The 26,697-nt window shown below is 67.5% G+C and carries 24 protein-coding genes and 3 tRNA genes; 4 read left to right on the top strand and 23 right to left on the bottom strand.

The window, feature by feature from the left end; all coding sequences use genetic code 11:
* Positions 1–3: 3 nt before the first annotated feature.
* The 11 genes from uvrC to AC5P7F_RS09545 all read right to left on the bottom strand — a co-directional run bounded on the left by uvrC (position 4) and on the right by AC5P7F_RS09545 (position 12,919).
* On the bottom strand, positions 4–1,848 hold the full coding sequence (uvrC, locus tag AC5P7F_RS09595; protein WP_014646611.1) for an excinuclease ABC subunit UvrC: 1,845 nt from the start codon (positions 1,846–1,848) through the stop codon (positions 4–6).
* Positions 1,845–3,257 carry a hypothetical protein gene (locus AC5P7F_RS09590; protein ID WP_164076927.1) on the bottom strand — a complete coding sequence of 471 codons (1,413 nt, stop codon included), beginning with the start codon at positions 3,255–3,257 and terminating at the stop codon, positions 1,845–1,847. Before AC5P7F_RS09590 ends, uvrC begins: the two co-directional genes overlap by 4 nt.
* A complete protein-coding gene (locus AC5P7F_RS09585) occupies positions 3,254–3,742 on the bottom strand; it encodes an arsenate reductase/protein-tyrosine-phosphatase family protein (protein WP_164076928.1) in 489 nt (162 codons plus the stop codon). The genes AC5P7F_RS09590 and AC5P7F_RS09585 overlap by 4 nt, the downstream gene beginning before the upstream one ends.
* Entirely contained in the window at positions 3,739–4,512 is a 774-nt protein-coding gene (gene kdsB / locus AC5P7F_RS09580; protein ID WP_014646608.1) for a 3-deoxy-manno-octulosonate cytidylyltransferase, read from the bottom strand. Before kdsB ends, AC5P7F_RS09585 begins: the two co-directional genes overlap by 4 nt.
* Positions 4,513–4,587: 75 nt before the next feature.
* Positions 4,588–5,607: a tetraacyldisaccharide 4'-kinase gene (gene lpxK / locus AC5P7F_RS09575; RefSeq protein WP_032960871.1), complete on the bottom strand. Its 1,020-nt coding sequence runs from the start codon at positions 5,605–5,607 to the stop codon at positions 4,588–4,590.
* Positions 5,607–7,355, bottom strand: a complete 1,749-nt coding sequence (msbA, locus tag AC5P7F_RS09570) for a lipid A export permease/ATP-binding protein MsbA (RefSeq protein ID WP_014646606.1) — start codon at positions 7,353–7,355, stop codon at positions 5,607–5,609. The genes lpxK and msbA overlap by 1 nt, the downstream gene beginning before the upstream one ends.
* The gene (locus AC5P7F_RS09565; protein WP_053494939.1) at positions 7,352–7,774 is read right to left on the bottom strand and encodes an ExbD/TolR family protein; all 423 of its coding nucleotides are present in this window, start codon (positions 7,772–7,774) and stop codon (positions 7,352–7,354) included. Before AC5P7F_RS09565 ends, msbA begins: the two co-directional genes overlap by 4 nt.
* Positions 7,775–7,777: 3 nt before the next feature.
* On the bottom strand, positions 7,778–8,440 hold the full coding sequence (locus AC5P7F_RS09560; RefSeq protein ID WP_014646605.1) for a MotA/TolQ/ExbB proton channel family protein: 663 nt from the start codon (positions 8,438–8,440) through the stop codon (positions 7,778–7,780).
* A 3-nt stretch (positions 8,441–8,443) separates the two neighbouring features.
* Complete coding sequence (locus AC5P7F_RS09555) at positions 8,444–10,843, bottom strand: DNA internalization-related competence protein ComEC/Rec2 (RefSeq protein ID WP_164076929.1); 2,400 nt, start codon at positions 10,841–10,843, stop codon at positions 8,444–8,446.
* A 59-nt stretch (positions 10,844–10,902) separates the two neighbouring features.
* Entirely contained in the window at positions 10,903–12,246 is a 1,344-nt protein-coding gene (locus AC5P7F_RS09550; RefSeq protein ID WP_032960874.1) for a sensor histidine kinase, read from the bottom strand.
* A gap of 1 nt (position 12,247) precedes the next feature.
* A complete protein-coding gene (locus AC5P7F_RS09545; protein WP_005415973.1) occupies positions 12,248–12,919 on the bottom strand; it encodes a response regulator transcription factor in 672 nt (223 codons plus the stop codon).
* A 145-nt stretch (positions 12,920–13,064) separates the two neighbouring features.
* Between AC5P7F_RS09545 and AC5P7F_RS09540 the strand changes: the two genes are divergently transcribed.
* On the top strand, positions 13,065–13,832 hold the full coding sequence (locus AC5P7F_RS09540; RefSeq protein WP_164076931.1) for a MipA/OmpV family protein: 768 nt from the start codon (positions 13,065–13,067) through the stop codon (positions 13,830–13,832).
* A 29-nt stretch (positions 13,833–13,861) separates the two neighbouring features.
* Entirely contained in the window at positions 13,862–14,146 is a 285-nt protein-coding gene (locus AC5P7F_RS09535) for a hypothetical protein (protein WP_014646601.1), read from the top strand.
* 87 nt (positions 14,147–14,233) lie between these two features.
* Here AC5P7F_RS09535 and AC5P7F_RS09530 read toward each other — a convergent pair whose 3' ends face one another.
* Positions 14,234–14,374, bottom strand: a complete 141-nt coding sequence (locus tag AC5P7F_RS09530) for a hypothetical protein (RefSeq protein WP_162838510.1) — start codon at positions 14,372–14,374, stop codon at positions 14,234–14,236.
* Between the two features lie 182 nt (positions 14,375–14,556).
* Between AC5P7F_RS09530 and AC5P7F_RS09525 the strand changes: the two genes are divergently transcribed.
* The gene (locus AC5P7F_RS09525; protein WP_046429817.1) at positions 14,557–14,859 is read left to right on the top strand and encodes a hypothetical protein; all 303 of its coding nucleotides are present in this window, start codon (positions 14,557–14,559) and stop codon (positions 14,857–14,859) included.
* Positions 14,860–14,991: 132 nt separating this feature from the next.
* On the opposite strand, the gene AC5P7F_RS09520 is transcribed toward AC5P7F_RS09525, so the two are convergent.
* The 3 genes from AC5P7F_RS09520 to uvrB all read right to left on the bottom strand — a co-directional run bounded on the left by AC5P7F_RS09520 (position 14,992) and on the right by uvrB (position 17,370).
* Positions 14,992–15,066: transfer RNA gene (locus AC5P7F_RS09520), tRNA-Val, on the bottom strand.
* A 98-nt stretch (positions 15,067–15,164) separates the two neighbouring features.
* A tRNA-Val gene (locus AC5P7F_RS09515) sits at positions 15,165–15,239 on the bottom strand.
* 106 nt (positions 15,240–15,345) lie between these two features.
* A complete protein-coding gene (gene uvrB, locus AC5P7F_RS09510; RefSeq protein ID WP_014646599.1) occupies positions 15,346–17,370 on the bottom strand; it encodes an excinuclease ABC subunit UvrB in 2,025 nt (674 codons plus the stop codon).
* A gap of 128 nt (positions 17,371–17,498) precedes the next feature.
* On the opposite strand from uvrB, the gene AC5P7F_RS09505 reads away from it, so the two are divergent.
* Positions 17,499–18,044 (top strand): GspH/FimT family pseudopilin, encoded by a 546-nt coding sequence (locus AC5P7F_RS09505; RefSeq protein WP_051007154.1) that lies wholly within the window; start codon positions 17,499–17,501, stop codon positions 18,042–18,044.
* 52 nt (positions 18,045–18,096) lie between these two features.
* Here AC5P7F_RS09505 and AC5P7F_RS09500 read toward each other — a convergent pair.
* The 8 genes from AC5P7F_RS09500 to ppnN form a co-directional block, all read right to left on the bottom strand.
* Positions 18,097–18,173, bottom strand: a tRNA-Asn gene (locus AC5P7F_RS09500).
* Between the two features lie 47 nt (positions 18,174–18,220).
* Positions 18,221–18,628: a type IV pilin protein gene (locus AC5P7F_RS09495; protein WP_014646597.1), complete on the bottom strand. Its 408-nt coding sequence runs from the start codon at positions 18,626–18,628 to the stop codon at positions 18,221–18,223.
* A 23-nt stretch (positions 18,629–18,651) separates the two neighbouring features.
* Entirely contained in the window at positions 18,652–22,419 is a 3,768-nt protein-coding gene (locus AC5P7F_RS09490; protein WP_049407951.1) for a pilus assembly protein, read from the bottom strand.
* A gap of 13 nt (positions 22,420–22,432) precedes the next feature.
* The gene (locus AC5P7F_RS09485; protein ID WP_046429812.1) at positions 22,433–22,954 is read right to left on the bottom strand and encodes a pilus assembly PilX family protein; all 522 of its coding nucleotides are present in this window, start codon (positions 22,952–22,954) and stop codon (positions 22,433–22,435) included.
* Positions 22,955–22,959: 5 nt separating this feature from the next.
* The gene (locus AC5P7F_RS09480; RefSeq protein ID WP_046429811.1) at positions 22,960–24,117 is read right to left on the bottom strand and encodes a PilW family protein; all 1,158 of its coding nucleotides are present in this window, start codon (positions 24,115–24,117) and stop codon (positions 22,960–22,962) included.
* An 8-nt stretch (positions 24,118–24,125) separates the two neighbouring features.
* Positions 24,126–24,623 (bottom strand): type IV pilus modification protein PilV, encoded by a 498-nt coding sequence (pilV, locus tag AC5P7F_RS09475; RefSeq protein WP_046429810.1) that lies wholly within the window; start codon positions 24,621–24,623, stop codon positions 24,126–24,128.
* A complete protein-coding gene (locus AC5P7F_RS09470) occupies positions 24,620–25,135 on the bottom strand; it encodes a pilus assembly FimT family protein (protein ID WP_041863227.1) in 516 nt (171 codons plus the stop codon). The genes pilV and AC5P7F_RS09470 overlap by 4 nt, the downstream gene beginning before the upstream one ends.
* A gap of 161 nt (positions 25,136–25,296) precedes the next feature.
* Positions 25,297–26,685: a nucleotide 5'-monophosphate nucleosidase PpnN gene (gene ppnN, locus AC5P7F_RS09465; RefSeq protein WP_014036604.1), complete on the bottom strand. Its 1,389-nt coding sequence runs from the start codon at positions 26,683–26,685 to the stop codon at positions 25,297–25,299.
* Between the last annotated feature and the right edge of the window lie 12 nt (positions 26,686–26,697).

Here is a 26,697-nt window from a genome sequence, read left to right as displayed (position 1 = left end):
TCTCTACTCGGCCGCATCAGGCGTGGCCAACCCGTGCAGGTTAGCGTAGATACGTGCCGCGAGGGCGTCATTGATGCCTTCCACCTTGGCGATTTCCGCTTCGCCAGCGGCTTTCAGGCCCACCAGGCCGCCGAAATGCTTGAGCAGGCTGGCGCGGCGGCGCGGCCCGATGCCGGGGATATCCTCCAGTTTGCTGGTCATCCGCGCCTTCTGGCGGCGCCCCCTGTGGCCGGTGATGGCGAAGCGATGCGCCTCGTCGCGCACCTGCTGGATGAACTGCAGCGCCGGGCTGGCCGCGCCCGGGCGCAGCTCGCGGCCATCGGGCATCACCAGCGCCTCGTGGCCGGCACGGCGCTCCACGCCCTTGGCCACGCCCACCAGCAGCACGCCTTCCACGCCCAGATCGGCCAGTGCGGCCTGGGCCTGCGACAGCTGGCCGGCGCCACCGTCGATCAGCAGCACGTCCGGCAGCACGCCCTGCTCTTCCACTGCGCGGCGGAAACGGCGGTCGATGGCCTGGCGCATGGCGGCGTAGTCGTCGCCCGGCTCGATGCCGCTGATGTTGAAGCGGCGGTACTGCGCGCGCACCGGGCCGGCGGCGTCGAACACCACGCACGAGGCTACGGTGGCCTCGCCCAGGGTGTGGCTGATATCAAAACACTCGACACGCTTGACCGGCTCGGCCAGGCCCAGCATCTCGCGCAGCGCATCGCTGCGCGCGTGCTGCGCATTGCGGCTGTTGAGTTCGGTGGCCAGGGTCAGCTGCGCGTTGCGGCTGGCCAATTCCACATAGCCGGCGCGCTCGCCGCGCACGTTCCACTTCAGCTGCACCTTGCGCTCGGCCGAGGCCGACAGCGCGGCGACCAGCAGGTCGGCGTCGGGAATCTCGCGGTCCAGCAGGATCTCGCGCGGCGGCTCGAATTCGATGTAGTACTGCGAGACGAAGGCGGCAAGCACCTCTTCCGGGCTTTCCTCGCCATTGGTGCGCGGGAAGAACGGGCGGGTACCGAGGTTGCGGCCATCACGGAAGGCCAGCAGCAGCACGCAGGCCTGCGAGCCCTGCATGGCCACGGCCAGCACATCGAGGTCCGCGGCGCGGCCATCCACGTACTGGCGGGTCTGCATGCTGCGCAGCGAGGAGATCAGGTCGCGCAGGCGCGCGGCCTGCTCGAACTCCAGCGCCTCGCTGGCGGCCTGCATCTGCTCGCCCAGTTCGCGGGTCAGCTCGTCACTCTTGCCTTCCAGGAACAGGGCGGCGCGGCGCACCGACTCGGCGTACTCCGGCGCCGGGACCAGCTCCACGCACGGCGCGCTGCAACGCCCGATCTGGTATTGCAGGCACGGCCGCGAGCGGTTGCGGAACACGCTGTCCTCGCAGCTGCGCAGCTTGAACAGCTTGTGCATCAGGTTCAGCGTCTCGCGCACGGCGGTGACGCCGGGATACGGCCCGAAGTAGCGCCCAGGAATGGCACGCGGACCACGATGCAGCGCGATGCGTGGCCAGTCCTCGCGGGTCAGCAGCACATGCGGATAGGTCTTGTCATCGCGCAGTGAGACGTTGTAGCGCGGCGACAGCGACTTGATCAACTGGTTTTCCAGCAGCAACGCCTCGGCTTCCGAGCGCGTCACGGTCACGTCCATGCGCGTGATCTGCGAGATCATCGACATGATCCGCGCGTTCTTCGGGCTGCCGTTGAAATAGCTGCCGACACGGTTGCGCAGCGCGCGCGCCTTGCCCACGTACAGCAGGGTGTCGTCGGCGGCGTACATGCGGTACACGCCAGGGGCGGTGCTGAGCTGGGCCGCGAAGGCCTTGCCGTCGAAGGCCGGGGCGGGAACGTCGGTCATTCGCTGATCGGGACTTCGCTGAGCACGCCGCTGTCGGGGTCGAATCGCAGCACGGCATGGGCGTCAGTCTCGGCGATCCACACCGCACCGGCGCCCACCGCCAATCCGGCCGGGCCATGCAGGCGGCGCGGCAGCGGCTGGGTGGTCAGTTCACCGCCGCCCAGGCGCAGCGTGCGCAGGCGACCGTTGCCGGTATCGGCAATCCACAGCAGCGGAGCGTCCGCGCTCAATGCGATCGCCTGCGGATACTGCAGGCTGGCCTGCGCACGCGGGCCGTCTTCGCTGCCGAAGCGCCAGGGCCCCTGCCCGACCAGCGTCTGCACCAGGTCGCCGCGCAGTTGCAGTGCACGGATCGAGGATCCCAAGGCGTCGGCGACGTACAACACCTGCTGCACCACGGCCAGCGCAGTCGGTTGGGCAAAGGCAGCCAGGTGGCCGCTGCCGTCACGCTCGTCGATGGAACCACTGCCGGCGCGCCATTGCAGGCTGCGCTGGCCCAGGTGGTAGCTCCAGATGCGGTTGTCGCCGGCCATCGCGATGTGCAGCTGGTTGTCGGCGATGGCCAGGCCGACAGGATGGTCCAGCGAGACCTGCCGCGCCTGCGCCACCGGACCTTCCATCGGCGCACCGGGACGTCCGTTGCCACACAGCGTGTCGACGATGCCGGTCAGCAGGTTGATGCGGCGCACCGCATGGTTGCCGGTGTCGGCGACGTACAGCGAATCGCGCTCCAGCACCAGCGCCTGCGGGCGGTGGAACGCCGCTTCGGCCAGGTTGCCGTCCATGAAATCGGCGGTACCGAGGCCGAACTGGCGCAGGATGCGGCCGCCATGGCTGCATTCGAGAATGCGGTGGTGGCCACTGTCGGCGATGTACAGGCGTTCGGTGCTGACCGCCAGGCCCAGCGGGAACCGCAGCGCCTGGCGTGGTTCCGGATGCAGTTCGCTGCCGCCACGCGGCGGTGCCGACGGAGCGCCCTGGCACAGCGCGTTCAAGGCGCGTTCGAGTTCACCGGGTGCGCCCTGCCCGACCAGCCGTTGCTGTTCGCGACCCTGCGCATCCAGCAGCACCATGGTCGGCCAGGCGGTCACGCCGAAGCGGCGCCAGCCATCCCAGTCCGCGTCGAGGAGCACCGGCATGGCCAGGCCCTGGCGGCGCAGCAGCTTCAGTGCGGCACTGGCGTCGCGCTCGAAATCGAAGCGCGGCACCTGCAGCACCAGCGGCTGCAGCTTGCCGGGGTGGCGCGACAGCCATTGCCCGAACTCGGCCAGGCGTTGCGCACTCCAGGCGGAGGCCGCATTGACGAACAGCAGCGCGACCGGCCGGCCGCGCAGTTCGGTCAGGGTGCAAGGGGTGGCATTGAGCCAGGTGGCGAACTCGGGCAGGTCCGGGACGGGCTGGACGTTCATGACCCGATTATGCCGGAGTCGGCGTCATGCAACAGTCGTGCCACCGCACGTTTTGCAGCATCGTCGACCAGCGACCAGACCTGTTCGAAATGATCGCTGCCGCCGCTGTAGGGGTCGGGGATGGCTACCCGCCCCTGAACGCCCGACCAGGGCAGGTACAACGCCAGCCGTTCACGCTGGGCCGCCGACGCCAGGCGCCCGGCATCACGCAGGTTGGCCTCGTCGGCACACAGGATCCAGTCGAAACGGTCGAAATCCACGGCCTGCAGCTGGCGTGCGCGCAGGCCGCCGATGTCCACGCCGTGCCCGGCCGCGCAGGCGATCGCGCGGCGGTCCGGCGGCTCGCCCACGTGCCAGTCGCCGGTGCCAGCCGAATCAACCTGCACCCGCCCGGCCAGCGGCGAGGCATCCAGGCGTGCGCGCAGCGCACCTTCGGCCATCGGCGAACGGCAGATGTTGCCGAGGCAGACGACCAGCAGCCTCATCGCGGCGCCATCGCCTGCAGCAGCCCCTCGGCGCGCTCCAGGTCCTCGGGCGTGTCGATGCCCGGCGGGAACGGCTCGGGCGAGATCGCCACGCTGATCGGATAGCCCGCTTCCAGCACGCGCAGCTGCTCCAGCGATTCGACCTGCTCCAGCTGGCCCGGCGGCATCGCCGCGAACTGCTGCAGGAAGCCGGCGCGATAGCCGTAGATGCCGATGTGGCGCAACCAGTGGTGGCCGTCCGGCAGCGTGTCGCGGCTGCGTGCGAAGCCGTCGCGGTGCCAGGCGATCGGCGCGCGGCTGAAGTACATCGCCTCGTTGCGCACGTTGCGCACCAGCTTCACCACGTTCGGGTCGAACAGGGTGTGCGCGTCCTCGACGGTCGTGGCGAGAGTCGACATCGTCGCAGTGCCTGCGACCAGCGCATCGGCCACCGCACGGATACCGGCCGCCGGTGCGAACGGTTCGTCGCCCTGCAGGTTGACCACCACCGTGTCATCGGCCCAGCCGGCAATGCGTGCGCATTCGGCAAGGCGATCAGTGCCGGAGGCGTGCGTGGTCGCGGTCATCGCCACCTTCACTTCGGCCAGCCCGGACAGCGCATCGGCAATGCGCTGATCGTCGGTCGCTACCCAGACTTCACGGGCACCGGCCTGCAGCGCGCGGCGCGCCACATGCAGCACCAGCGGCTCGCCGCCCAGCGGGCGCAACGGCTTGCCCGGCAGCCGCGAGGCGGCATAGCGGGCCGGAATGGCGACGACGAATTCAGTCATGCAGGCGGTACTCGGCAGGCTCGTTACAACGGGAATGCGGGCAGCAGCGCGTGAATGCAAGCGCCGCCGCGCCACTCAGTTCGGCCGCAGCTTGTCCAGGCGATCGGTCAGCGCCACCCAGAACGCCGCGGGCAACTCGGCGCGCAACGGAACCGCGTAGTGCCAGTCGTTGCCGAACGCACGGCATTTCACCGCGTCCTTCTCGGTCATCAATACCGGCAGCTGGCTGCCGAAGGACAGGTCCTGCGGCTGGTAGGCCTGGTGGTCGGCGAACGCATGCGGCACCACGCCGATCCCGCGCGCGCGCAACATGTCGAAGAAGCGCTGGGGATGGGCAATGCCGGCCACCGCATGCACGCGCTGGCCCTTGAAGTACGCCAGCGGGCGAGCGCGGCCACCGGCCAGCGGCTGTGCACTGTCGATGTGCAGCGCCATCGGCCACTGGCCGAAGCCACAGGCCTGCGCTGCGGTTTCCTCATCGGCCTGGCCGAGGTTGACCACCCGGAAATCACATTCGCTGGCGCGGCTGACCGGCTCGCGCAACGGCCCGGCCGGAATCATCCGGCCATTGCCGTAGCGACGCTGCGCATCGACCACTTCGATCTCGATGTCGCGCGCCAGGCGGTAGTGCTGCAGGCCATCGTCGCAGACGATCACATCGCAGCCGGCCTCGATCAGCGCCTTGCCGGCGGCGACACGGTCGCGGTCCACGCGCACCGGCACACCGGTCTTCCAGGCGATCAGCACCGGCTCGTCACCGCCCTTGGCAGTTGGCGTATCGGCCTGCACCCACAGCGGCTTGTCGGCGTCTTCGCGACCATAACCACGGCTGGCCACGCCCGGCTTCCAGCCGGCTGCGCGCAGGCGCTCGACCAGGGCAATGGTCAGCGGCGTCTTGCCGGTACCACCGGCGGTGATGTTGCCGACCACGATGACCGGCACCGGCAGCGAGTGGCGCTTGCGCCAGCCACGCCGATAGGCGCGCCGGCGCAGCGCGGTGACACCTGCGTACAGCGGCGCCAGCAGGCGCATCGTCCACGGAACGGGGCTGCCGTCGTACCAGTACGCCGGGGTCTGGGTACCCTTGCCGGCCATCAGTCCTGCCTTTCGCGGAACTGCATGCTGTGCAGATGCTGGTAAAGGCCGCCCAGTTCGAGCAGCTCCTTGTGGGTGCCACGTTCAACGATGCGGCCATGGTCCATCACCAGCACCTGGTCGGCATGCTCGATGGTCGACAGGCGGTGCGCGATGACCAGCGTGGTGCGTTCCGGCATCAGGCGCTGCAGCGCATCCTGCACCAGGCGCTCGGATTCGTTGTCCAGCGCCGCAGTGGCTTCGTCGAGGATCAGGATCGGCGCGTCGCGCAGGATCGCGCGGGCAATCGCCAGGCGCTGGCGCTGGCCACCGGACAGCAGCGCGCCATTCTCGCCGACCGGGGTCTGCAGCTGCTGCGGCATGCGTGCGATGAACTCCCAGGCATTGGCCGCTTCGGCCGCCGCACGGATCTGCTCATCGGTCGCCTCCATGCCGTAGGCGATGTTGGCCGCGATGGTGTCATCGAACAGCATCACCTTCTGCCCGACGATCGCCACCTGCCGGCGCAGGTCGGCCAGCGGATAGTCATCCAGGGCCACGCCATCGAGGGTGATGACGCCGCCACTGGGCTCGTAGAAGCGCGGAACCAGCCGGATCAGGCTGGTCTTGCCGCTGCCGGAACGGCCGACGATGGCCGTCACCGTGCCCGGCCTGGCAACGAAACTGATGTCGTCCAGGGCAATGCCGCTGTCTTCGCGGTAGCGCAGCATGACGTGGTCGAACGCCAGTTCGCCGCGCACGCGCTGCACGCGGTGCTGGCCCTCATCACGCTCCACCGGCATGTCGAGGATGCCGAACAGGCGCTCGGCGGCGGAGACGCCGCGCGAAATCGAGGTCTGTACGCTGGTCAGTCGGCGCAGCGAGGGAATGATGGCCATCATCGAGGTCATCAGGCCCATGAACTGGCCGGCATTGAGGCGGCCGGCCAGGGCTTCGCGGGTCGACACCCAGACGATCACCGCCAGCGCCAGTGCGGCCAGGAACTGCACCACGCTGGACGCGGCGGCGCGGGTGACCTCGACCTTCATGTTCAGCGCCAGCATGCGGTTGGCCAGGCGCGAGTAGCGCGAGATCTCATGCTGCTGGGTGCCGTGCACCTTCACTTCCTGCTGCGCGGCCAGCGACTGCTCGGCAGTCTGCGCCATCGTGCCCATGCCGTCCTGGATGCCGCGGCTGATGCGACGGTAGCGCTTGCCCACGTAGGACACGATGCCGCCGATCAGCGGCACCACCAGCAGCATCGCCAGGGTCACCTTGACGCTCATCTGCAGCATCACCGCCAGCATCGCGATGATGGTGAGGGTATCGGCGACCACGGTCTTCAGCGCGTCGGCACTGGCCTGGGTGACCTGTTCCGTATCGAAGTTGAGGCGGCTGACCATTACCGGCGTCGCTTCGGTATCGAAGTGCGACGACGGCAGGTGCAGGTACTTCTGCAGCACCTGCTCACGCAGGTCGCGGACCACGCTGCGGCCGGTCTTGGCCAGCGTGTAGTCGCTGACCCAGGTGGCCAAGCTGCGCATCAGGAACAGGCCGAGGATGGTCAGCGGCAGCACCACGGCCGCGCGCGGCTGCGGATCGACGAAACCTTCGTTGACCAGCGGCTCCATCAGCTTGGTGAAGTGGTAGCCGGCGAGGGCTTCGACCACCATGGCGATGACCGCGCCGACCATGAACACCCAGTAGGTGCGGGTGTAGCCCAGCAGACGTTTGTAGATCGGCCACACCGGCGCGTGATGGGAACTCATGGACGCACCTCTGGCGCAGTTGCAATGGCGATACGACGGAAACCGAGCTGACCGAGCGCGTCCTGCGCAGTCACCACGGCCTGGTAGGGAGTACGCGCGTCGGCGCGCAGCAGCACGGGCTGGCTGCGATCACTGCCGGCGACGGCGACGATGGTCTGCTTGACGGACTCGACATCGCTGCGCAGCACTTCCTGGTCATTGATGAAATAACGGCCTTCGGCGTTGATCAGCACGCTGAGCGAACGCGGCGGTTCGTTGTTGGGCTGCTGGCTGGCGGTGGGCAGCTGCACCTGCAACGTCGAGCGCGCATCGAAGGTGGTGGTGACCACGAAGAAGATGATCAGCACCAGGATGACGTCGATCAACGGGACCAGATCGATATGCGGCTCATCCTGGGATCGGTCATTGCCGATACGCATCGATCAGGCCTTCGCCGCAGCGGCGTTGGCCGGGCGCGCCGACGGGGACGGGTTCATCACCCCCGGGCGGCCGTCGAGCGTATCCAGCAGGGCGCTGGCCTCCTGTTCCATCTCCACCACGTAGCCGTGGATGCGGCCCTTGAAGTAGCGATGGAACATCAGTGCCGGGATGGCCACGATCATGCCGGTGGCGGTGCACACCAGGGCCTTGCCGATGCCACCGGCCAGCTGGTTCACATCACCCACGCCATGGTCGAGGATGCCCAGGAACATCTGGATCATGCCGATCACGGTGCCGAGCAGGCCCAGCAGCGGGCCAGCCGAAGCGATGGTGCCCAGCGCGTTGAGGAACCGCTCCATGCGGTGCACCAGGTGACGGCCGGTATCCTCGATGCGCTCGCGGATCTGGTCGCGCGGGCGGTTGCGGGCTTCCAGCGCGGCCGCCAGCAGCGCGCCCAACGGCGAGTTGGCACGCAGGGTCTGCAGGTGCGCCGGGTCAAGCTTGCCGCGCGCGGCCCAGTTGCGCACTTCCTGGCCGAGGCCGGGCGGCAGCACCTCCGTTCGCCGCAGGGACCAGAAACGCTCCAGGATGATCGCCAAAGCCAGTACGCCCAACAGCAGCAGCGGCACCATCGGCCAGCCACCGGCCTTGACCAGTTCCCACACGTTTCAACCCTCCGGCCCAACGGCCGCTTGTTCGATCGGCGATAGGATAGCAGCCGACCGCGCCCGCCCAGCGGCATCCCACCACCGGGATGCATGGATGCGCTGTTCACGCAGCTGCAGCCCTTGTGCGCCAAGCCATACGCGGATCGCCCCGGACTCCGCAGTGGACACCACCTCGGCGCCCTGCGCCTGCCAGCGCCGGACCACGTCCTTGCGCGGGTGGCCGAAACGGTTCTGGTGGCCGGCCGAGACCAATGCCAGCCGGGCTGACACCGCCGCCACCCAGGGCGCGCTGGAGCTGCCGCCACTGCCATGGTGCGGCACCAGCACCACATCCGCCTTCAGCGCCGCCGCAGACGCCCGCAACAGCGCCTGTTCGGCCGGACGGCCGATGTCCCCCGGCAACAGGACCACGCCATGGGCACCGGCCACGCGCAGCACGCAGCTGTCTTCGTTTTCGGCCCGCTGGCTGCCGGCATCCGGGTGCAGCACCTGGAAGTCGACGCCATCCCAGTGCCAGCGCAGGCCGCGCTGGCAACGGCCGGCCCCGGCGATCGTACTTCCCGGCGGCGCCAGCAATGGCAGCCCCGGCAGCTGAAGACGCAGGCTCGGCAGGTTGCCGGCATGATCGAGATCGTCGTGGCTGAGCAGCACCCGCTCGGGCGGCGCCTGGCCCAGGGCCCGCAGTGACGGAACCAGGATCCGCTCGCTGCCCTCGCCCCCGTTCGGCGGCCCCACGTCATACCAGAGGGCATGCCGCGCAGTACGCAGCAACACCGCCGTGCCCTGGCCGACGTCATGCACCAGCAGCTCCAGCTCTCCCTCGGCCGGGCGCTCACGCGCCGGCCACAGCAGCGGCAGGCACAGCAGCAGGCCAGCCAGCCAGCCCCCGGCCCCCCGTGGCAGCAGCCACCAGAACACCCCCAGCAGCGCCGCCGGCACCGCCCAGGCCGGCGCCTCGGCCAGCCACCACATCGCCTGCGGGTGCGCCGCCAGTGGCTGCAGGGCCTGCCAGCTGATCTCGAACAGCCACGCCGCCGCGCGCCACGCCCAGCACCCAGCACCGTCGTGCAGCGCCTGCAGGGCGGTGCCCACCAGCGACAGGGGCACCACCAGCAATGTCCACCACGGGATGACCGGCAGGTTCACCAGCGGCCCCAGCCAGGCGGTGCCACCGAACAAGGCGATGCCCAGCGGCAACAGGCCGACGCTGGCCACCCCTTGTGCGGCCAGGAACCCGCGCAGGTTGGCGGCCACCCCGCGCGGACGTCCCTGCGGCAAGCACCACACCAGCCACAGTACGCCGCCGAAGCTGAGCCAGAAGCCCGCTGACAGCACCGACAGGGGCGCCGGCAGCAGCAGCGCCAGCGCCGCCAGCGCAAGCCCCTGCACGAGACCGAGCGGGCGCCGCCCGCTGCGCGCCAGGGCCACCAGCCCGATCATCAGTGCCGTGCGCACGGTCGGCAACTCACCACCGGCCAGCACCGCATAGCCCGCTGCGGACAGCGCCGCGGCGCAGGCCGCCGCCTGTGGACGTGGCCAATGCCGGGCCAGCAGGGGGCACAGCCACCACAGCCCTCGGCACAGCAACGCCCCCAGCCCCGCCACCACCCCGACATGAAATCCGGAAATGGCCACCAGATGGGTCAGCCCCAGCGCCCGCAGCTGATCCCAATCGGTGTCGGACAGGCCACGCGTGTCGCCCAGGGCGAGCGCCTGCACGAAGCGGGCGGCCGGATGGGCCACTTGCATCGCGATGGCGGCGCTGGTGCGCTCACGCCATGCCGGCAGGCCATGTCCGGCCTGCAGCTCACGCGCGCTGGCCGGCGCCCTCACCGTTCCAGTGCCGGCTACGCCACGCAGCAGCGCATGACGCTCACTGTCAAAACCCCCGGGATTGATCCGCGAGCGAGGGGCCCGCACACGCAGCGCCAGCTGCCACTGCGCACCGGCCAGGACCTGCCTGCGCCGCCCCTCGGCAGCGGCGCTGGACCTGCCTTGCCAGCCGTCGTTCCAGGTGACCTGGAGGCGCTTGCCGCGCAGCGATGGCAGTTCGCGGCTCTCGCTGACCTGCAGCAGGAAGCGGGTGTGCGCGGCCCGATGATCCGGCAGATCGATGACCCGGCCACTGACCACTACATCCCGAGCCGGTTGGCCCGGTGGCAGCTGGTCCTGCATTGCCCAGTGCGCGTGCATCGACGTCCATCCGGCACCGAGCAGCATGACCGCCGGCAGGCGCCCCCGCCATCGCAGGCCCCACCCGGCCATGCCAAGCACGATCATCACCGTGCAGACCCACAGCGGCGGCAGCTGCGACAGCTGCACGCAGCCCAACGCCCCCAGTGTGAGCGCCCCAGCGGTGCCACTGCCCAGCAAGGGAGACGGGGAGCGCTCGATGGCCATGAGGCCAGCCTGCCGCTGCCGGCGGCAGGTTGCCTATCGGGACTTGCCCCGCAAACGCGTCAGCGCCGCGCGCTGCCGCGATGGAAATTGACCCGGAAGCTTGCGCCGCCGCCCGCGGCCTCACCGACACTGACCGAGCCGCCATGGTGCTGCACGATCTCCTTCACCAGGTGCAGGCCAAGGCCACTGCCGCTGCCCGCCGCGCGCAGGCGATGGAACGGCTCGAAGATCGCCTCGCGGTCGCCTACTGGAATGCCCGCGCCCTGGTCGCTGACTTCCAGCAACCCGCGCGTGTCCAACCGCACACAGATGGTGCCACGGCCACCACCATGCACGATCGCGTTGTGTACCAGATTGGCAATCACCCGCCCCAGCGCCAGGCTGTCACCGTGGATCCACACCGGCGCGTCCGGCGCGTCCACTTCGAATCCATAGCCGGCGCCCACCACCAACGGCGCCAGGTCCGCGGCTGCCTCACGCACCAGCAGGGCCAGGTCCAGCCGCTGCAATGCGCCGACATTGCGGTCAAGCCGCTGCAGATCAAGCAGGTGCTCGGCAACATTGCCCAGCCGCGCCACGTCGGTCAGCAACTGCGATTTCAGCTCGCCCTGCGGCAGCTGCGACAGGCGCGCCTGCACCACGGCGATCGGCACGCGCAGCTCGTGCGCTGCGTCGGCAAGGAACTTGTCGCGCGCGGCGTAGCCCTGCTGCACCTTGTCGATGGCATCGTTGAACGCTTCCACCAGCGGCGCCACTTCCGTGGAGACCAGCCGCGCATCCAGCCGCGCACCGGGCTGGCCGATGTCCAGCTCCTTGGCCTGCTGCGCGGAACGGCGCACACCGCGCATGGCACGGTGGATCACGGTCGGCATCACCAGCAGGGTGACCACGATCAGTGGCAGGAAGAACCACAGGCCGATCAGGCGCAGCACCATCAGCGCACCGTCCAGCAGCCCGCCCTTGGGTGCTCCACCGACCATCACGGTGATGCGGCGCCCATCCTCGTTGCGGATCATCACCCGCGCCACGTCCAGGTAGGGCGGTACCAGCGAACCCAGTTCGGTGGCGCCCACGGTCGGCAGCCGCGCGAGCATCGGCGCGTGGATCGCGGGGATGGTGCCGCGCTCGAGCCACATGCCCTTGTCGTCCACCGCGGCGAACCAGAGATTTCCCCCGGCGTTGGCATCGAGCTTGTCCCAGCGCGCCTGGTCCAGCACCAGGCGGCCGTCTTCGCTGTGCACCGCCTTGGCCACCGCCTCGGCAACGAACATGTCCATGCCCCAGGAGTCCTTGTCACCCCAGGTCAGGATCAGCGCGACCACCGCGAACAGTACGGTGAAGGCCTGCGCCAGGAACAGGCGCCAGGCCAGGCCAAGGGTGATCGAACGGATCGGACGGGCCATCTCAGGCCTCCGCCAGCAGGTAGCCGACGCCCCGTATCACGTGGATCTCGACGCCGGCACCGGCCTGCTGCAGTGCCTTGCGCAGCTTGGAGATGTGCGCGTCGAGCGCATTGGACTGGATCTCATCGTCGAAACCGTACACCGCAGCCTCCAACGCACTGCGGGTGACCGTGCGCCCCTGCCGCATCGCCAATGCCTGCAGCACCAGTACCTGCCGACGTGGCAGCGCCAGAGGCTGGCCCTCCACCTGCGCCTGCAGCGATTCGAAATCGAACTCGAGCCGCCCCAGCCGCAGGCTCGGTGTCACCATCGCCGAAGGCCTGCGCGATACCGCGCGGATGCGCGCCATCAGTTCCTCGATCGCCACCGGCTTGACCAGATAGTCATCGGCACCGACGTCCAGGCCTTCGACCTTGTCCGACAGCGTGCCCTTGGCGGTCAGCATGATCACCGCCAGGTTCGGCCGCAGCGCACGCGCCGTCGCGACGAATCCGGCGCCATCGCCATCGGGCAGCTGGCGATCGAGCAGCAGCAGCTGGTGCACCGGTTCGCGCAACGCGAGCGCGGCCTCGGCCAGGCTGCCGACCACGTCGGCGACCACGCCCTGCCGCTCCAGGCCCGATTGCAGGGCGCGGGACAGATCAGGATCGTCTTCGACCAGGAGGATGCGCATCAGGAACTCGTCTGCCGGAAACGCTGCCGATCATAGTGCCTGGCGCCAGGGTTTTGCGCCCATGCGTGCCGATCACGCGGGCGCAATGTTCTGACAATGTTGCCCCCTCACCATGCGCAGCCATCCTCCGCAACGTGGCTGATCGATGCCGTCGCTGTCCCCGACCCTGCTGCGCCCGCAGCTGTTCACCGCTGCCCTCGGCGTGCCGTTGCTCGCCCACGCTGCCGAGCAGAACCCGGGCGTACAGGCCGGCATCAGCGCTGGCGCGACCTCCGGTGCGTACGCGCACTACGACGTCAAACCGCTGGTGGTACCGGCCATTGCCTGGCAGGGCGAGCGCTTCTTCGCCAGCCCCGGCTCGCTGGGCATGTACCTCTACAAGGGCCAGGGACTGCGCCTGTCGGCGGCGGTCACGCCCTACACGCTGCGCTTCAAGACCGACGACGTGAACGATGCTCAGCTGCGCCGCCTGCACAGCCGGCAGATGTCGGCCATGGCCGGCATCAACGGCGAGTACAGTGCCGACTGGGGCATGGTCGAGGCCAGCGTGATGCGCGAAGTGACCGGCCATGGCGGCGGTTTCGAGTCGCGCCTGCATTACAGCTACCCGATCCAGGCGGGTCGCTTCACCTGGGTGCCGCGGGCGGGCGTGGTGCACTCCAGTGCACGGCTGCTCGACTACTACTACGGCATCAGCGATGAAGAAGCCCTGCGCTCGGGCCTTGCCGCCTACCGCCCCGGCAGCACCACGCCGCCGAGCCTGCAGATCGCGGTCAGCACGCCACTGGGCACGAAATGGCGCGCCACCGGCGTGGTGGCCAACCAGTGGTTCGGTGATGCAGTGAAGGACAGCCCGATGGCACGACGTGGCACGCAGACGTCGGCCTTCGTTTCCCTGATGCGCTCGTTCTGAGCGAGCGCCCCCTACGGACAAGGACCCCCATGGCCTCCGTCTCCTCCGCCACCGAAGCCCACGCGATCCTGCGCGCGCCCGACCTGGACAGCGCCGAGCGCGTCTATCTGGGACTGATGCCCGACCTTGAACATGTGAATGCACTGGCACGCCGTGCAGTGGGCCTGTCACGCGTTGCCGACGCGGCACGCGGCTATGCGTTGTCGATGACCCTGGTTGGACTGCGCCTGCAGGAACTGGAGATGGGCGAGCCGACGGCCAGGGAACACCGCCAGGCAACCCTGCGCAGCCTGCGCCAGGCCTTCAGCGCCTGACGGCACATGCACGGACACTGCCGCCGCACCCTTGCCGCGGCACCCGTATTCACTGCATCAGCAGCCAAGCCCACGCGGTAGCGTCGCTCAGCGCAGCGTGGTCCACGCCAGCAGCGCGCACAGGATCGCCACCCAGATCACTGCCTTGAACGTGCCTTCCAGCATGTTGCCGCCGAACAGGCGTTCCAGGAACGGATTGGGCCTGGACACCGGGACGTGATCGCTCATGCGGCAGCTCGTTGAAGTGACGGCGCGGTTGCGCGGTAGCGCCGAGTCTACGCCTGCGCGTCCCGGATTCATCGCCGCCTGCCCGCCTTTGGCGGCGCAATCCCCGCCTTCGTCGCAGGCCGGCTGCGGTGCCCGGCCGGCCATGCCAGCCTGCACGCACTTTCCCGCTGGAGCACCGTGCCATGCCGATGCTTGCCCTGGTCCTGCTGTTCTCCAGCCTGTTCGGCGACGGCAGCGGGCCCACCGAGGATGCCCTGCGCAGCCAGATCCTGCGCACCGAAGGACCGCAGGACACGCATGAAGCGCTGCCCCTGCAGCTCTATCACCTGCGCCAGGACCGCGTGCTGCGCCTGGGCAGCCAGCAACTGGCAGGCGACCATGGCGGCAGCCCGCATGCTGCGCTGGCCCGGGCAGGTGTAGCGCAGCTGTGGGAACGCGTCGATGGCCACTGGCGGATCCAGCGTTCGATCACCATCACCCACTGATTTCACGCCACTGAACCTGCAGGAATGTGGCTTCGCGGGAACGCCGGGGTCCTGCCCCTGGAAAGAAAAAAAGCCGGCCCCAGGGCCGGCTTTCATCGTTTCCACCGCTTCACCGGCAACGCCGGGAACAGGTGGTGGGCGGTACAGGGTTCGAACCTGTGACCCCTACCATGTCAAGGTAGTGCTCTACCGCTGAGCTAACCGCCCATCTTGTTCTTGCCGCCCGAAGGCTGGCCTTGTTACGTAAAAACCCGGCGCCAGGGCCGGGCTTTGCAGTTCACGAGAGCCCTTTTGCGAGGACTTCGTGGTGGGCGGTACAGGGTTCGAACCTGTGACCCCTACCATGTCAAGGTAGTGCTCTACCGCTGAGCTAACCGCCCGTTTTGCTTCTGCATTTCCGCGATTGCGTCGGTGCAGGCCGCGTATATTACGGATGCCGGCAGGGAAGCGCAACACTTTTGTGAAGATGATGCTGCACTGCCGCGTTCAGCCCAGGCTGGCTTCCTTCAGCTGGCGGATCTGGTCACGCACGCGCGCGGCATCCTCGAATTCCAGATCCTTGGCGTGCTGGTACATCTGCTGTTCCAGCGCCTTGAGACGGACAGCCAGCTGCGCCGGCGACAGCGAACGATAGTCGGTCGCCTCTTCGGCCACGCCCGCCCGGCCCTTGCCCTTGCCCTTCTTGGCTTCCTTCTCCGCGGCATCCGAACGCGCGCCCTCGAGGACGTCGACGATCGGACGCGCCACCGAACGCGGCACGATGCCATGTTCTTCGTTGTACTCGACCTGCTTGGCGCGGCGGCGGTCGGTTTCATCGATCGCCGCCTGCATCGAACGGGTGATCCGGTCGGCATACAGGATCGCCTTGCCGCGCACGTTGCGGGCGGCGCGGCCGATGGTCTGGATCAGCGAGCCGGTGGAGCGCAGGAAACCCTCCTTGTCGGCATCGAGGATCGCCACCAGCGATACCTCGGGCATGTCCAGGCCTTCGCGCAGCAGGTTGATGCCGACCAGCACGTCGAACTTGCCCAGGCGCAGGTCGCGGATGATCTCCACACGCTCGACCGTGTCCACGTCCGAGTGCAGGTAACGCACGCGGATGCCATGCTCGGTGAGGTATTCAGTGAGGTTTTCAGCCATGCGCTTGGTCAGCGTGGTGACCAGCACGCGGTCGCCCGCCTTGATGCGCGCGTTGGCCTCGCTCATCAGGTCGTCGACCTGGGTACCCACCGGCCGGATCTCCACCACCGGGTCGATCAGGCCGGTCGGGCGCACCACCAGTTCGGTGATCTCGTCTCCGGCCTCGCGGTATTCATACGGACCCGGCGTGGCCGACACGTAGATGCTGCGCGGGCAACGCTCCTCCCATTCCTCGAAACGCAGCGGACGATTGTCCAGCGCGGACGGCAGGCGGAAGCCGAACTCGACCAGGGTTTCCTTGCGCGAGCGATCGCCCTTGAACATGGCGCCGATCTGCGGAATGGTCACATGCGATTCGTCGATGACCAGCAGCGCATCGGCCGGCAGGTAGTCGAACAGGGTCGGCGGCGGCTCGCCGGCGGCCTTGCCGGTCAGGTGCCGGGAGTAGTTCTCGATGCCGTTGCAGTAACCGACCTCGGCCATCATCTCCAGGTCGAACTGGGTGCGCTGCGCCAAACGCTGCGCCTCCACCAGCTTGTTCTGCGCGTACAGCTGCTCCAGCCGCTCCTTCAGCTCCACCTTGATCGTCTCGATCGCCGCCAGCACGCGTTCGCGCGTGGTCGCATAGTGGGTCTTCGGATACACGGTGAAGCGCTGCATGTTGCGCAGCGTCTCGCCGGTCAGCGGATCGAACAGGGTGATCTTCTCGACCTCGCCATCGAACAGCTCGAGGCGCAGCGCTTCACTGTCCGACTCGGCCGGGAACACGTCGATCACTTCGCCGCGCACGCGGAAGGTGCCGCGCTGCAGTTCGTACTCATTGCGCGTGTACTGCAGCTGGGTCAGGTGGTTGATCAGGTCGCGCTGGTCGATGCGCTCGCCCTTGGACAGGATCAGGCGCAGCGACAGGTAGTCTTCCGGCGCGCCCAGGCCATAGATCGCCGACACCGTCGCCACCACGATCGCGTCCGGGCGCGACAGCAGGGTCTTGGTCGCGGCCAGCCGCATCTGCTCGATATGTTCATTGATCGAACTGTCCTTCTCGATGAAGGTGTCCGACGACGGCACGTAGGCTTCCGGCTGGTAGTAGTCGTAATAGCTGACGAAATACTCCACCGCGTTGTGCGGGAAGAACGCCTTGAATTCGCCATACAGCTGCGCCGCCAGCGTCTTGTTCGGCGCCATGATCAGCGTCGGCTTCTGAATGTTCTGGATGACGTTGGCGATGGTGTAGGTCTTGCCCGAGCCGGTCACGCCCAGCAGGGTCTGCTTGGCGATGCCGGCCTCGAAGTTGCTGGTCAGCTTCGCGATGGCATCGGGCTGGTCGCCCGCCGGCGAATACGGCGAGACAAGTTCAAAACTGTCGCTCATGGTGTTGCCAGTTCCCGGGAAGGATGAGTATACGGGGCGAGGGGTGACGGCTGGCTGAGGGGTGGCCGGGCAGCCCGCCACGGGGATTCCCGATGGCGGCCGCGCAGCCTGGCGCGGAGGCTGGATGCATGCACCCGACCCATGCCCCCTGCCCCCTCGGCCCCCGCTCTGCGCGGGGCGTGCACCTGACCGAACTGCTGGTGGTCATCGCCGTGCTGGCGGTGCTGCTGGCGGCGTCCTGGCCGGCGCTGCAGCCTTTGCTGCTGCGGCAACGCGCCGATGCACTACAACTGACCCTGCACGCCAGCCTGGCCGGCGCGCGCAGCGAGGCATTGCGCAGACGCGAGCTGATCGGCCTCTGCGCCAGTATCGACGGCCTGCACTGCAGCGACGACTGGAGCGCCGGCTGGATCATCTACCGCAGTGGCGACCAGCGCGGGGAGCCAACGTCGCCGGAGGCGATCCTGAACCATCACACCGGGCGCTCGGACATATCGATCCTTGCCCAGGCCAGCAGCGGGCGGCCCCAGCTGTTCTTCCAGGCAGACGGACGCAGCCCAGGGGCCAACCTGACCCTGCGCATCTGCGCGGGCAACCGGCTGCACGGTGCGTTGATCGTCAACAATGGCGGCCGCGTGCGAAGTGAACGCGTGGACCGCGATACGCCCTGCTGACTGCCTGCGCAGAAAAGCAAAAGCCGCGATTTCTCGCGGCTTTTGCAGTGTCTGGCGCCCGAAGTTGGACTCGAACCAACGACCCCCTGATTAACAGTCAAGTGCTCTAACCGGCTGAGCTATTCGGGCGGGGAGGCGCATTGTACTGGTCGATTACAGGAAGATCAACACCTGTTTCACCAGCAACTGGCAACGCCACCGTCGGCCGTCTTGCGGTTGGCCTGGTCCACGCTCATCGTGCCGCAGCTGTCCTTGGCCTGCGTGCCCTGCGGGGTGGCGGTGATGGTGAAGCTGGTGCCATCCCCCTTGTAGTCCAGGTTGTAGCGCACGGTACCGCCATCACGGGGCGACACCTTGGTCGGCAGCGCGTAGCCGGTGTAGGAGTTGTTGCTGGTGTGGTAGCGCTCGGCGCGCTGTGCGTACTCAGCCAGGTCCGCCTTCACCACGGCACGATGCGATCGGCGCACGTATTCCTGATAGGACGGAATGGCGATCGCCGCCAGGATGCCGATGACGATCACCACGATCATCAATTCGATCAGCGTAAAGCCAGCCGCGCGGCGAGGCATGTGAGTGTGCAACATGAGCGTGGATCCTCGCACTGGGGTTACTGGAGCTGGCGCCAGGACTGGCGACCGCAAGGGTAAGGCAGATACAGCGACTGGCTGCCCGCCGCGCCGACGGCCATCCAGCAGGAGCTGCCTCCGGGCGGCGCCTTGTTGTCCGTCGGACGCGGCAGCACCGACAGCGAAACGTCACGGACCGGCGCAGTTCCTCCGGTCTTCAACGCGATGGCGGCGGTCGCTGCCCCGGGCCGGCTGCCGGTCGGCGAGCCATAGCGCACGTTCTCCAACATCGGCAAGCCGCTGATCGACGACAGCCCGAACAGCCAGTTCGAACCGCTGGTCGAACAGCCCACCGACTGCATGTTGGGCACGTAGGTCGGCATGAAGACGATGCCACTGACCAGGATCGGGTTGCCCACCGCACGCTCGCCATTGCCGGCAGGCAGCTGGATCATCCAGCCCCGGGCATTTGCCGGGGCCGTCCCCGCCGTGATCTTGCGTTCATCAACGCCTGCAGTGGCGGCCGCGGCCGTGTACGGGACCAGGTTGGCAGCGGTCACCGTCGAGGTCACTGTCTTCCCCGACAGATCGTTCACGGCGTACAGCGCCTGCTGCGCCTTGTCATCCTTGTCGCTGGTGAAGGAGAAGCTGCCGGTGCCGAAATAGAGCATCACGCCGCCCGAAGGACCGGTGGCAGCAGTCATGCCACCGGTGATCGGCTGGCGGTAGGTCTTGGTGGAGGAGTCCTGGGCAACCTGGCTGGTGAACATCGGCACGGTCAGCGTGGTGTTCGCACTGCTGGTCAGGTCGAACTTCCACACGGCGCCACGCTGATCGGCGGCATAGACGGTGTCGGCCAGTCCATCACGGCCGCGCGCATCCTGGTTGGTACCGGTCCAGCGATCGACAACCACAACATTGCCCAGTCCGTTGCTCCCGGAGATGCCGGCGCCTGACGTACCCTCGACGGCTTCGATCATCCGGATGTCGCCACTGGCCATGTCGACCACGAACAGCACCGCCTTGCCATTGGCGCTGCCGTACCCATTGCCGAAGATCGCCTTCCAGGCGACGCCGGTGCCGCTCTTCACCGGCACGATCACCGGCTTGCCCAGCACGAATCCGATGTTGTTGCGCACCTCGTCCCTCAGCGACGCGTTGATGTCGCTGATTTCCCACAGCACGTTGCCGGTGCCGAAGCTGCCCGGCGTGGTGACGTCCAGCGCGAACACCGAACGGCCACCTGCACCCGTGGTGCCTACCAGGCTGGTCTGCCACGCGGTGCCGTTGTAGGTATCGGCCACGGCAATCGGGCCATCGACGTAATAGCGGTGGCGGAAGGTCTGGTCGGCCGTATCGGACTTGTAGGGGAACAGCAGGTTGGCCATGTGCCCCAGCGCGGTGGCCGGGATGTAGGCAAAGCTCTCCGTGCCACCGGTGCCGTCCTGCTTGGCATCGGCCTTCATGCCGCCATCGAAGGCGTGCAGCATGCCGTCATTGGCACCGACATAGACCATGTACCGCTGGGACTTGGCCTTGGTCGCCAGGTAGTCGGTGTAGCTCTTGGCGTAGGTGCCGCCGAGCTGGCGGTACCCGTAGTCGTCCAGCGGCGAGCTGACCACCGGCGCCGAATTGACGATGTCACCCAGCGGCGTGGTCCGGTCACGATACTTGCCGCCGTTGCGGACCTCGGTGGAGCTGTCGGCACTGAGATAGTTGATGGCACTGGCCAGATCGGCCTTGATCGTCGTCAGCTTGTCGGTGGAGCAGACCAGCATCGACGCGTACTTGCCGTCGGGTTTGCTGCACAGATCCTGCAGGCTGATACGGGCACTGTTGAAGTCCACCGGCGAACCCAGCTTGTTGGCCACGATCCGGCGGCCGGACGACGTCAGGCGGCTGGAGGCTTCCCACACCTCGGTGAGCTCCGCGACCTGGTCGGCGTTGACCTTGACGCTGGCCGCAGTCAGCTTGCTCGACCAGTCGGTGCCGCTGTTGGTGATGTCATAGCGTGGGGTGACCGCCAGTGAGCCGGTGCCGATGCGCGCACCACTGATACCGATCGTGCCTGAAGGCGACGCACCACCACTGATCGAGGACAGCACCCGACGCATGGCCTCGGTGACGTCCGCCGGGGTCTGCGCGTTGATGAATTCGCCACGGCTGTTGACGGCCGCATGCCACAGCTCATCGATGACGGTACCGTCATCGACGTCCAGCGGATTGCCATTGCCGGCCCAGTTCGGCGCCGTCTTGTACGGATCGGCGGTTGCGGCCTGGTTGACGCCGTAGATCTTGCCCTGCGCGCCCAGGGTCACGCCGTAGAAGTTCATGTGCAGGTCGGTCTGGCAGTCCAGGCGCTTCCAGTCCGGGCTGCTCTTGTCCAGGGAGCTGCACTTGTCACTGACCGGCACCTGCCCCGCCGGGAAGCTGGTCCCGGTGCGCAGGGGGGTCCGGGCGCCTGCATAAGCCGCCGCGGCGATGTCGGCGATGGTATTGCTGTAGCCGTCGGAGAACGGAATGGACGGCAGGTGGGTCGAGTTCACCGAGTCGGCGTCACCGAAGGACGCGCTCGGTGCATTGCCGGAGTTGGTGTAGCCATCGGTGAACAGCATGCCGCCATTACGCTGGCAGGCCAGCTGCACGGGGGCATCGGCGTCGGTACGACGGAACTGGTCGACCAGATACTCCACCGCGCGACGGTTGGGCGTGCCGCCGTTGGCCGTCAGCGCATAAATCTGCTTGTAGAGGTCAGCTCGGTTGGTGACCATGTCATACATGGTCGCGTTGCTGAGCTTGTTGATGGTGAAGTAGCCCACCCGCATCGTATCCACGCTCACCAGGGCGGCGGTCGACGAACCGACGATGGCCAGCACGCGGTTGCGGTGATACTGGAACCAGTTGGCGAAATTCTGGATCGCGGCGTTGTAGGCGGCCGGACTCGAGTAATTGCCCGGCTTGATCTGGTAGCGACGCAGGTTGCAGCCCGGACCACAGGCACCGGTAATCACCGGGCGACTGGCGTCGTCGGTCTTGTATCCGTCCGGTGCAGGCGCTGCAGCCGGCAGGTAGAAGGTCGCCGGAAAATAACTGATGGAGTATGTGGTATTGCCGGTGTTGCTGATCGCGGCGGTCTTCCATCCACCATCCCACCAGCTGTCGACATAGTATTCATTGCCGGTACCGGAAAGGTCGGGAATCCGCATACCGTTGACGAACTGGAACTTCTCCGACGTGTCGGCCCGATTGACGGTCATGTTGTACACGGCGTTGTAGCCGCGCTGGCCGGACCGGGGATCGGCGCGGGTCTGGGTGATCGAGGCATCTGCCCACAGCGTGCCATCGGCATTGGTCCACGGCCGATAGGTCACTGCCGGGTTGAAGTAACTGGCGTTGTAGACATGCGAACGCGCGAAGCCGTAGATATCCAGCGGCGGAATGGCGCGGCCTGGCGAGTATTCCTTGTTGAACTCCGCGTGCGGATACAGGTAGAGGTAACAGTCCACCGAGTTGCTGGCGCACGCCGAGCCCACGCTGAAGAAGCTTCCATCGTTGTTGAAGAAGCTGTTGGTGTTGCTGTTCCAGCGCATGCGGCCGTCACCACCGGGGAACATGCGTTCGAAGTTCATCGAACCCGAATCGTCCACCGCCATGATGAACGCCGGTGTCGCGCGCGTCTGCACGTTCATCGGCTCCTGTGCCAGCACGCCCTGCGCCTGTGCGGCAAACAAGGTATGCGCCAGATAGCCGCCAGCGGCCAAGACGGCAAGGCCAACGCCTGCCAGGATCCTGCGGTTGCGAGTGTTCATGGGCTCCCCACCCTCACAGCTTGAATACGGTATCGATCGCCGCACGCGACGTCGCATCACTGGTGGTATCACCGGCATAGGTCGTGATCTGGTAGACCGGCGTCGGCTTCTCCACCGACTTGCCCATGTCCAGCGCACCCTCCCCCTGGATGCAGCCCTGGATCTCACGGACATAGATGGCCGGCTTGCTGCCCAGCTTGGTTTTCGCGACCCAGGCCGAGGGGTCGAAGCCGTCATCGCACTGCTGGTTGATGTCGGAGGAGGCCACGGCCGGATTGGCGCCGGCATCCTTGCGGTTGGCGATGTTCTCCACGGCGTTCTCGGCGCTGCGTGCCGCGCCTTCCGCGTTCTGGAGCGCCATGTTGGTCGCCCGGTAGCCGGCCGCCATGCGTTCCTGCATGCCGGCCACCTGCATGCCGATCACGCCCAGCAGGGCCAGCAGCACCAGCATGATCAGCGCGACATAGAGAACGGCACCCTGCTGTCGTGCCTGGGCAACGAAGGGACGGCGTCGGGAGGAAGGATGAGTGCGCATGGTCGTCAGTTCCCGAACAAGCGGTTGCGCAGCGCAACGGACGCTTCATAGGCGCCACGATGGCGCTGGTCGTAAGGATCGGCCGGGGCAAAGCCCACCCCGAGGATGGCCGGATACGTGGCCGCACTGCCCGGCGCTTCGGCCGACGCACGCTGCGGACTGCGCGCCAGCAGGCCGACCTGCACCATGCCGACGCGGCGCCACTGCCCTGCGGCGGTGGCATCGGTACCGGTACTGACCGCACTGGCCACGCGCTGGTCGACGATGCGACCGGTCGGCGGCGTGGGCAGGGCGATATCCGGGGTGGCATCCAGTCCGTACAGGAACTGCATGTTCTCGATGCCTTCCACCAGCTCCTCGCCATCGGCGTAGCCGCCGGCGCCATTCGCGCGTGCCCGGTAAAGCGCCGGCTCGCCATTGGGATTGGTCGCGATGTAGTACGCCATGCCATCGGCGCGATACAGCATGGTCATCGCGTTGTTGATCGAATAGTTGCTCAGGTCGACCTTGTCCACCTTCAAGGTCGAACCGCTGATGGTGGCGGGGAAGACGTCGGCACGGGTGCAGTCGGCTATGCCGAAGACCGTCGGCGTACCTGCGGCGTTGGCCTTCAGTCGGGCCATGCCATCACTGGAGACGGTCAGCGTGGTCGCACCCGCGGCCACGGAGATGCCGGTCACCACGGCCCCTTCCGGACTCATCAGGCGCAGCACAAGGATGTCGCTGCCAGGCAACGGCGCCGGCTTGAGGTTGGTGATGCTCTTCGGTACCGACTGCGCCGCGCTCCACGCACGGCCCAGTGTCAGCGTGGCGCCCGGCGCCGTACCTGCTGCCTCATACCCCTGCACCGGAACCGAGAAATCCTGCGGGTCGCCACTGCCCGAGCTGATGCCCAGGTGATAGCCGATATCGCCGGTGTTCTTGACCACGTGGGCCTGGTCGTTGACGCAGCCGAAGTGGCCGGCCATGCGCAGGTCACGCTGCAGGAAATCCAGCGCGAAGCGCGCGTTCTCCTGGGTACGGGCCGCGCCTTCGGACAGCCGCGACGCCGCACGCGAGGCGATGAAGATCTGGGTGACGCCCAGCATCAGGACCAGGCCGATGACCATGGCGATCATCAGTTCGATCAGCGACAGGCCTCGGGCTCGCGAAATTGGACTCATGGGCGCGTTCACAGGAAGGTCGTCAGGCCGAAGGTGGTAAGGCTGTCGGGATCCTTCGGATCCCAGCGCTGGTCACCCCAGCTGATGGCCACGGTGACCTGGCCGGTGCTCTGCACGAAGGTCACCTGCGCGCTGGCCTTCTCGCCCAGCGTGCGCGCGACCTCACACTGCCAGCGCGCCACGTTCGTCTTCGGCGTCACGGCAGCGCCGGTCGGCCAGGCGCAGACGCCGCTGGGCTTCACCGAGCCGGCCGAGAACGAGGCCGAGGAGTAGGCGCCACCGGCCAGGGTATCGGTGCGCTGGGCGCGCATCAGTTCGATCAGGTCGTTGGCCAGGTTGGTCGCCTGGGTGCGGTAGTTTGCGCTCTGCACGAAGCGGACGTTGGTGGTCTGCAGCAAGGCAAAGCCCAGCAGCCCGAACGCCAGGATCAGCACCGCCACCATCACTTCGATCAGGCTGAAGCCACCCTGCGACGAGCGCGGGCGGGCCAGGTTGCGGCGGCTCATGAGCAGGCTCCCTTGGTCACCCGGACCTGGCCGGATTGGTTGATCGTCAACGTGCTTTTCGATTCACCGGCCTTGCACGCATCCGGCGACAGCACCAGGGTCTGATCAGCGACCGCCCTGCGCCGGCCGCGCCCGTCGAAGGCGATGACCGCGCCCGGTGGGCCGACTACGCTCAGCTGCGGATTGCCCTGAGAAAAGCGCAGCGCGACGTCATTGCTGCCCATCTGGCCGTCGCCATCCAGGTCCGACCAGGCCAGTACACCCTTGGACCAGTCGCCATCACAGGCCTTGCCATCGGCGCTGCCACAGACACCGCCACCGTTGCTGTTGCGGATGCCTTCGCTGCGGGCCAGGTTGGCCAGCGCGATCAGTTCATTGTTGGCGGTCGCCAGCCGGTTCGAGCGGATCATCCCGCGGAAGCTCGGATAGGCGATCGACGCCAGGATCACGAAGACGGCCAGCGTGACCATCAGTTCAACCAGCGTGAAACCGTTTTGCCGGCGCAAAGACATTGGACGCTCCCCAGCGTGTTGGTGGCCACGATGGGCCATCGCCCCGCCACCGGCAAGCGGCGGCAGGATGAACGGTCAATCCGGGGCGACGGGCGTCAAAGGCTTGACGACCCGCCCTCCCCTGCCAGTGCCGGCGCGATCCCCATCGCGCCGGCCCGGGTTCAGGCCAGCACCTGGTAGCAGGGCTGGTATTCGCCGGAGATCTTCATCCGGCGCTGCTCGACGAAGGCGCGCAGCAGCGCATCCAGCGCCTGCATCATGTCCGGGTCCCCGTGGATCTGGAACGGCCCGAACTGCTCGATGCGGCGCATGCCGTCCTCCTTCACGTTGCCGGCCACGATGCCCGAGAACGCCCGGCGAAGGTCGGCCGCCAGCGCGTGCGGCGCACGCCCGTGGTGCAGGTCCAGCGCGGCCATCGCCTCGTGGGTCGGCACGAACGGCTGCTGGTACTCCCACGGGATCTCGATCGACCAGTTGAAGAAGAACGAGTCCTTCTGTGCCAGCCGGTGCTCGCGCACGCGCTTGATGCCGTTGGCCATCTTCTTGGCCACCGCGACCGGGTCACCGATGATGATCTCGTAGCGCTCGGCGGCCTCGTCGCCCAGGGTCAGGCGGATGAAGCGATCGATCTGCTCGAAGTACGGCGCAGCCACGGTCGGGCCGGTCAGGATCAGCGGGAACGGCAGGTCCTTGTTTTCCTCGCGCAGCAGGATGCCGAGCAGGTACAGGATCTCTTCGGCAGTGCCGACGCCGCCGGCGAACACGATGATGCCGTGGCCGATGCGGACGAAGGCCTCAAGGCGCTTCTCGATGTCCGGCATGATCACCAGGTGGTTGACGATCGGGTTCGGCGACTCGGCCGCGATGATGCCCGGCTCGGTGAGGCCGATGTAGCGCGTGACGGTGCGGCGCTGCTTGGCATGGGCTATGGTCGCGCCCTTCATCGGGCCCTTCATCGCACCCGGACCGCAACCGGTGCAGATGTCCAAGCCGCGCAGGCCCAGCTCGTAGCCGACCTGCTTGGTGTACAGGTACTCGTCGCGCGAGATCGAGTGGCCGCCCCAGCACACCACCAGGTTCGGGTCACCCGGGTTGAGGATGCGCGCGTTGCGCAGCAGGCCGAACACCGCGTTGGTGATGCCCTCGGACGATTCCAGCTCGGCCGCGTAGGCCGGGCCCATCTCGATGGCCATGTAGGCCAGATCGCGCACGACGGCGAACAGCAGTTCGGCGACACCGCGGATGATCTCGCCGTCGACGAAGGCCATCGCCGGTGCGTTGACCAGGTCGATGCGCACGCCGCGATCCTGCTGCGCCACCTGGATGTCGAAATCAGGGTAGAGGTCGCGCGCCGCGCGCGGATCGTCCGAAGCGCTGCCGCTGGTCAGCACAGCCAGCGCGCAGCGGCGCAGCAGCTCATGCATGCCGCCGGCGGAGGCATCGCGCAGGCGTGCGACCTCGGCGCGCGACAGCACATCCAGCCCACCGCGCGGGTAGATCCGCGCATCCTGCACCGGCAGTGCACGGGCTGATTTTTCGTTCGTGGTCATATCCAATTTTTC

It is taken from the genome of Stenotrophomonas sp. YJH_SMC_105-26 (assembly GCF_059368915.1).
This window is presented reverse-complemented; position numbering and strand designations above follow the sequence as displayed.